This is a genomic window from Methylobacterium sp. WL8 (assembly GCF_008040045.1).
Classification (GTDB): Bacteria; Pseudomonadota; Alphaproteobacteria; order Rhizobiales; family Beijerinckiaceae; genus Methylobacterium; species Methylobacterium cerastii.
Genome location: NZ_VRVF01000128.1, coordinates 1 through 6,953 on the forward strand (window position 1 = coordinate 1; position 6,953 = coordinate 6,953).

Here is a 6,953-nt window from a genome sequence, read left to right on the forward strand (position 1 = left end):
CTATAATATTTGTACGGAATATTTCCATCGATTACTTAATTTCAATGATCCAACCCGACCCGTTACTGATTGCCGGTTTTGGTAGAGTAGTGGGTGCAGGGAACTTGAGAGCTGACGGGTTGCATCTCTAGGTTGCCTATCAGCCACATCAAGACCCGCAAATTTCAGAATGGCTCAACACATGGCGTGCCGCAACCTAGGGTCAGAGATATAGGCTATGTTGAAACCTGGAAGGTAGGGACTCGGGCTCAGCTCGCCTCATCAAGCTTGGCCATAGGCCAATCGAGCCCGAACTCACTATATTGTCTACCAAGCTCGTTTCAGCGGCTGTTCGGTCGCGCGAGCCTGGCATTATCCGAAGCAGGAAGTGCCCGTGACCCATCCTTCTTACAACTTAAGCGAGAGACCCGCGGAAGCCCTGGCAGCCGGCGAAACTGCTATGAACCAAGCCGTCCGTGCATCAATAGACACCGAGATAGAGGCTGAAGCTGAACGCATCGTCCCGGGTATGTCGCTGGCCGCTATCCGTCGCGTCCAGCATCCCCACTTGCGGGCCGCAGCCCTGCTGATGACGGATATGTGCGCACTTATCCGTGGTGGCCTTCGCGGTGATCTCGAGCTGATGGTTCACAGCGTTCGAGTGCCCCAGGCGGGAAGCTTGGGCGAGTTGGCTCATGCCGCGTATGTCGAGGCGCGATACGCCCGCACGCCTGCGAAGCAAGTCGCGTTTGCCAAGAAGCTTAAGGCTCGGACCCGAGATTTGTCGGGGTTCAATGGTCTTGCCTTGGTCGAGAAGGCGATCGAGTTGACGGCACAGAACCCTGACGGCGACGTCGCCGCTGGGACTGCTGCGGCCTAAAAGGCCGACAATCGTCGCGGCGTGCCAGTTTATGGTCGGCATGCCGCGACCGACTTAGAATGCCTTGGCGGCTGGATAGGTGCCGTACCCGCGGGACGAAGAGGGCTGAAAGCGTGAGCCAACCAGAAAAAGAAGATCGGGATCTGACCGCTGAGGACTTCGGCACCGAAACCGAGTGGCTCTGGCACCTGCGCAACGCGGGACTCCTGCCAGAGGACGAAGAAGACCCGATCTACCAGAAAGCCATGGCCCTGCCGCTGAGAGAGCGTGGGGACGACGATGAAGCAAAGCAGTAGCGCAGCATGAGTCGCTGACGTCGGGATGTTCGGAGCGAAACGCTCCGGGCACCTCCCCAAAGTGTTAGACACGTATTTTTTTGCCTCCTATAGGGGCCGCGTGTCTGACGGCTCCCTATGGAGCACCCAATGTCCACCTTTTCGAACCCAAATGGTGAGCGCCCTGCCAACCCATTCATGGGCGGGACCACGATGAAGATGGCCCTTGCGCACCGCGCGCGCGCACATGCCACCGCATATGAAACACCTTACGACCGGGCCATGCTGGAGGAACTGCCGACTTTGAGCGAGAAGGTCCGCTTCCTACGCGAGAGCGGCTTAGAGTTCGCCGACTTCGGCTTGCCGAACTGGGTTGGGGGCACAAGCGCCGACGCCGCCGTGCAGCTGCATCAGGCGGTGTTCGGTAGCCATCGACAGGCTCATGGGCGCGCGTGGGCCGGGCATGGAGCGTCTGAGTATCTGACCTCGACGCAGTTCCGAAAGGGCTACAATGCCATCGCTTATGCGAACTGCGTCGGCGAGGTGATGAACGCCTTCATTTCGATCTCCTGGTCGACGGTGGGGATCATTGAGTCCGACGCCGTGATGGAGGCGCAGATTCGATATCTGGAGCTTCTGCGGAAGTGGCTGCTGCACCGCGGAGTGCAGCCAGCCTGGGTCTGGGTGATCGAGAACGGCAAGACCTATGGGTTGCACTCGCACATCCTCCTGCGCGTGCCGCACCACATGAAAGAGGCATTAAAGTTTCAGGTCGAGACGGCGGTGGCGACAATCGCAACTCGTCCTCTGAAAAAACCGCGTCGAGGCACCAAGGGGGACCGAACGATTCACGTTATCTGCCGACGTGACAATAACATACGGGCACAGTGGCAGCTTTATAAATACATGTCCAAGGGCCTGAAGCCGACGAAGCGAGAGCTTAACCCCGAACTTCAAGCCAAGAAAATCGTTATTGAGAAAGTCGGCGGCCTAAAGTTACGCCGTCAGGGGCTTGTCGTGCGTCAGCGATTAGGCGTCGCGCGGGGACTAAGCACGAAGAGCCGGCAGAGCAACAGCACCATTCCGGATTTCCTGAATTATGCGCTGGAGCACTTCGGAACGGCGCCAGGCGCAATCTTCACCGATGCCTATTTCGAGGAGTGGTGCGCGCAGCAGTGGTTGGAAACGGCGGATCTGAGAGCTGCCGCGAATGCCGCAACGATGAAAGAGTTGAGGTCGACGCTGCAGATCTGAGTGACGCAAGGCAAGACCGAGGAAAAGCGGAGCCGCTTTAGACAGAAACGGAGCGGCTCCGAAAAACTCGCGCAATAAAATCCTGATTTATTTGGACTTTCAGAAATGACTAATCCTGTCCTTAGACTGGAATGCGCCTCACCCTATGAATACTCAACGCCCTCGTCTGGGACAGCGACGCCGGCGATCATCGGTGAGAGCGTCATCGCAACGCATCACCAAACCCGGCTCCCCGCTAGTCCGAAACAGCGGCTTTCGCCCATTTAGCGAAAACGCCTCATACGAGGCGAACCGAGGAGGATACGCAGGTTCCATAAGTTCAGGAGATCGGGGCTGCTCCAATAGTCAATCAGTAAATCACCCGCCGCGGGAAGTGCGGAGAAAGACAACAGTGCTGCTACCTTGGAATTTAATTCCCGCGAGTCGGACAGTGACAATCGAGCGCCCTAGCGACACTGAACACTTTGCCATACAATACGATCACTAACCAGGCTACGGCATTATGAGGTAGCTCCAAAATTCCAGCGCACTTTACTAGTTGCTTTGGGCTAGAGTGAGGACGTATGCATTAACTATCATTCTTGATTTTTACTGATACGAGCATTGATTGCGTCGATAGAATTGGATAAATTCTTCAAGTTATTGTTCAACTTGATATTTTCAGCCTCTAGCTCTTTCGTCTTAGCTCTCAACTCGCCCGTCTCCTTAAACAATGCATCTCTGTTCCCGTACAATTCAGCAACTTGATGCTCAAGCTTATTAATGTATTCACCGTCACCAGCGTGTGCTGGGGCAGCCAGCATTGCCGACAAAAATCCTGCGAGCCATAGATTTCTACCATTGAGAAATAAGTATCTATAAGTCGATATCATAGATCTAAACCCTTATCATGAGCCATTTCATGGCTAGGATAGAAACCAGAGACGGGATAGCTGAAATAACTATTTTTATTGTATCTCTGTTTGATCTTAATTTTTTCGATGTTGCCAACCCCATCCTTCATTTATTAGATCTAAGGCGAGCTGCTGAGTCTCGTCATCAGAAAGTTTCTCGCCTCGCTCGTTGATCTGAGACTTCAAAACCTCGCCGATGCTCAGATCGACGATAGCCTGTGAGATTTTGTCCCGATAAGCAAGAGCGACCCGAAGACTGTCCGGAATATCAAAGGTTCCTGTCGACAAATGCAGCGCGCTCGGAATCAAAATATAGAAATCATCAGACATTTTGAGAGTAGCGCCAGCTCCCATCTCTGGTAGATGCGCCCCTCCTCCTACAGCAGGGATGTACTCCAACTTACAATTTTTGTAGCTTTGCTCTTTCTGTGATGCGGTGGCGCGAAACTCGAAATTCCATTTTGGAAAAATATCGCTTAGTTTATCCTTAGAACGACCTTCGTCGCAAGCTGCTGGAGCTGAAAAGTCTTCAACAGCTAATGCGTAATAAGTTTCTCGGTAATTCGCTTCCTCTGCTTTGTCGGCGCCACCAAGAGTAGCCTCAATTGCACGCCGCATCGCGAGAAGCACAACGTTGCGGGCCAGTACGGGATTCATCTTCATCGCTTCTAGAAACCGCGGTGCTTCTGGCCTAGCAGGGTTCAGCGAATTCGTTGCTGGGTCGTATAACGCTGCGGTTGCGAGTTCGGCAGTATAATCACCGTAGACGATACTTTGCTGAAGAACGTTCGCTTCAGCGAGCCAGCGTAGTTTATCGAGTAGAGTGTGCGACTTGTGCTGCTCCAAACCAGTTTGCAGGTCTGCGGTGACGCCTTCATTAGAAGCTGCTGAGATCTGCGTCCAGTCTGGAAAGACGAATGACCCTTCAGGAGTTCGACGGGCTAGATCAGAAATTAATGATAGGGCAACGCCAACGTCAAGTATCATCCGGCTCTGGGGGCCGATAAGCGTTGCATTGACTAGTTCTCCCCAGCGTTCCGTCAATGGCGCTACGCTGTCACCTGGGGAGCGCCCGAAGCAAATTAGGTCGACAAGGGCGGGAGCGAGAACATCTTTTTCATTGCATTTAAATCTCGCCAGCTTGTCTCGAACAGCCGGAGTAGCCAAAACCGATGCGAGTTTAGCTGAAGCTTTAGCATTGACTACAGGCTGCGAAAGCCGCGCAAGCGCTGGAGCTGGTTCTGCGGACGCCTTATTTAGCTTTCCAACTACCGCGTCTCTCGCGCTGGCGAAGGCCTTCTCTTTTTGGGCGGCATAGACGGCCCAGCCAGCTTGAATTTCCGGGTTGGCGGAGATCTTGGCGGCTTGAAAATTTAGGGCTGCAATGATTTGGCCGGACCAGTCCGCCGGTTTGACATTCCCGTCGAGAAACCCAATCATCTGCTTATAGCATCCGCTCGCGTGACTTGCCGTGTTCGGATTGTTTGCGATAGCTTTGAGTACGTCTTTATTCGAGATCGTGTATTGTCCGTTAAAGACTGTTCGCAATGCTCTGCACGGCTGCCATTCGTTCAATAGAATCGCTTGAACAGTAGTCTCTGTTCGCAGCACAGCTGTCTCGATTTGATCGAGTTGAGCAAGAATTTCCTGCCTGAATCTCCGTTGCTCCTCTGATAATTTGGATATTGCATCAAGGGTTGCTATCTGCAATTCGATTATTTTATCAAGCTTCCTGTTTATCTGCTCAAATTGTTGACTTAGATATTTCATCATTTGTGCGTGTCGCGCTGCGCCGGCGTCAGGCGCGCCGAGCCCCACCAGAGACGTCACGTTTGCAACCGCGCCCAAGTAGTTGCCGGTTGCGAACTGCGCAATACCGGTCGCAATTGTTTGAGCGCCCTGGAGGCTCTTAACGGCATCCCGGGAAAGGCCAAGATTCCCAGCGATTATTGCGAGACTGCCAAGGTTACCTGCTGTTCTTTGTATGCTAGCGATTGCTACCTCACGCTTCTGATCGGCTTTTAAGCTCTCGATTAGGGCATCTTTCTGTTTTTGCCCAAGTTCGATGAAGAAACCTGACTGCACCGCTTGTAGCTTTTGCGCTGTGGACCAGCCTGAAAATGAGACCTGCGCGAGCGCTTGAATGGCCTTTGTGTTTGTCCCTACTTCTTGACGAAGAAGGTCGAGCTTTGCAGTAGATTCTATCGTATATTTTGCTAAATTTGCAACTCCAATATTTAACCTATCAAGCCGTTTACCTACTTCTTTTTGATATTCATCAATTGTAATTTTTGTCTTCTTGAGGTCGTCCCGGACGGTGTCTGCCGTTCGCTGGGCGCCGTCCGCTCGACTAAAAGCCTCAGAGGCGATTGTTGTTGCAACATCTGCAGCATGTGCCTGCAAACGCTGCAAGCTTTCGGGGTCGTCCTTGAGTATATCTCGTAGAATTTGGCCCCCAACTTTTAGGTCTGGAACTCTTGCCTTAAGTTGTTCTGCTGACATGCCCCGAACTTCCGTCTCGGAGAAACCGCTTTCTTTAAGCCCTTGAGCTAGAATATCCTGCGCTTGCTTTTGCGATTGTTCGATAACTAATCCGCCGATCCAATCGCCAGTTTTCTTAGCGCTCCAAGCTGCCACGCCGAGAGCGACCTTCGACATTGGTTCAGGATCTACTGCGCTCGAGTATGCGAGTGTCGTGAAAACAACATTAAAATTCGCTCTTACCAGCGACGAGCTGGCTCGGCCAGCGTCGATGCGGTCCTTAATTGAGTTGGCAAGGCGCGTGTAGCGATTTGGATTGGATTCGCTGTCTTTCTGTACGCTTTGCTGCGTTACCCATAGAAGACTGCCAATGCTGCCGCCAAATTCCATCATAGAGATGGCCACCTCTGCTTTGTCTGCAGCTTGAACACTTCCCTGGAGAGCGGTTCCAGTCATGAGAGTTGCTAGTAGCGCCAATCTCGTGTGTCGCGAGAGCCTGTTGTCTACTAATCTCATGTGTGCGCTGTCCAAAAACTTGAAGGTCCTGCAAGGGTTATTGCGGATAACCGCGCTACGATGCAAGCTTCGAACTATGGCGGCTCATCGCATGCTCCTGACCCACAAAACTGGTCCGAGCATAGCGCAAATTTCTTTGGGATCCTGAATTGTGACACGAAGCTAAAAACGGAGCCGCATATCGCTGAAACGGAATGAGCCGACTGAGCCGTCATGCAAGTCGTTGATTTTACTTCATTAAACTCGGCGTTCTTGCGCGAGCAGGGACTGCGAGTTTGAGGCGTGTGGGCACCACCCGGTGATGAAGGGAGGCTGCTTATAGACAGGCTACGCGCCTCTAGGATCACGGGAAGGGTGCTGGCTGATTTAGAACTCCGTGGTGGAGAAGGCATCGTCGGCGTCGCCGTGCCGGGCGCGAGGGGCGGGGCGGACGAGGCGGATGAAGGCGTCCAGCCCGTCTTGATCGAGGGCGCCGGCATCGCCGTCACGGAAGATGGTCCCCTTGGCGGGGTAGAAGTTGAGGTCGTCGACCTTGATTTGGTGGACCGTCTTGAGATCGAAGCGTACGCCGGCTTCACGAAGGCGGTGGAGAGCGTGTTGAACGCTTGGGCTGCATTTGGCGGGGTCGATTGCGATGCGGCGGGGCATAAAGGGCTCTTGAGGATTTGCCGGGTG

General features: G+C 53.3%; 6 protein-coding genes. 2 read left to right on the top strand and 4 right to left on the bottom strand.

Translation table 11 applies throughout. The features are described from left to right. Window positions 1-460: 460 nt before the first annotated feature. Complete coding sequence (locus tag FV234_RS24755; RefSeq protein WP_147832310.1) at window positions 461-901, bottom strand: hypothetical protein; 441 nt, start codon at window positions 899-901, stop codon at window positions 461-463. A 71-nt stretch (window positions 902-972) separates the two neighbouring features. Here FV234_RS24755 and FV234_RS24760 point away from each other — a divergent pair, with 71 nt between their 5' ends. Together FV234_RS24760 and FV234_RS24765 are read left to right on the top strand one after the other, a co-directional pair. After that, window positions 973-1,155 (top strand): hypothetical protein, encoded by a 183-nt coding sequence (locus FV234_RS24760; RefSeq protein ID WP_147832311.1) that lies wholly within the window; start codon window positions 973-975, stop codon window positions 1,153-1,155. A gap of 129 nt (window positions 1,156-1,284) precedes the next feature. Further along, entirely contained in the window at window positions 1,285-2,388 is a 1,104-nt protein-coding gene (locus FV234_RS24765) for a hypothetical protein (RefSeq protein WP_147832312.1), read from the top strand. A 575-nt stretch (window positions 2,389-2,963) separates the two neighbouring features. Here the strand turns inward: FV234_RS24765 and FV234_RS24770 are convergent. The 3 genes from FV234_RS24770 to FV234_RS24780 form a co-directional block, all read right to left on the bottom strand. Then, window positions 2,964-3,191, bottom strand: a complete 228-nt coding sequence (locus tag FV234_RS24770; protein ID WP_147832313.1) for a hypothetical protein — start codon at window positions 3,189-3,191, stop codon at window positions 2,964-2,966. Between the two features lie 165 nt (window positions 3,192-3,356). After that, window positions 3,357-6,218 carry a hypothetical protein gene (locus FV234_RS24775; protein ID WP_147832314.1) on the bottom strand — a complete coding sequence of 954 codons (2,862 nt, stop codon included), beginning with the start codon at window positions 6,216-6,218 and terminating at the stop codon, window positions 3,357-3,359. 426 nt (window positions 6,219-6,644) lie between these two features. Further along, the coding region (locus FV234_RS24780) for a hypothetical protein (RefSeq protein ID WP_210250976.1) at window positions 6,645-6,953 on the bottom strand (309 nt) is incomplete at its 5' end.

Bases quoted from the DNA above. Each gene is read 5' to 3' on its own strand.
- FV234_RS24775 (WP_147832314.1), bottom strand. From the start codon at position 6,218: ATGACTGGAACCGCTCTCCAGGGAAGTGTTCAAGCTGCAGACAAAGCA.
- FV234_RS24755 (WP_147832310.1), bottom strand. From the start codon at position 901: ATGCCGACCATAAACTGGCACGCCGCGACGATTGTCGGCCTTTTAGGC.
- FV234_RS24765 (WP_147832312.1), top strand. From the start codon at position 1,285: ATGTCCACCTTTTCGAACCCAAATGGTGAGCGCCCTGCCAACCCATTC.
- FV234_RS24770 (WP_147832313.1), bottom strand. From the start codon at position 3,191: ATGCTGGCTGCCCCAGCACACGCTGGTGACGGTGAATACATTAATAAG.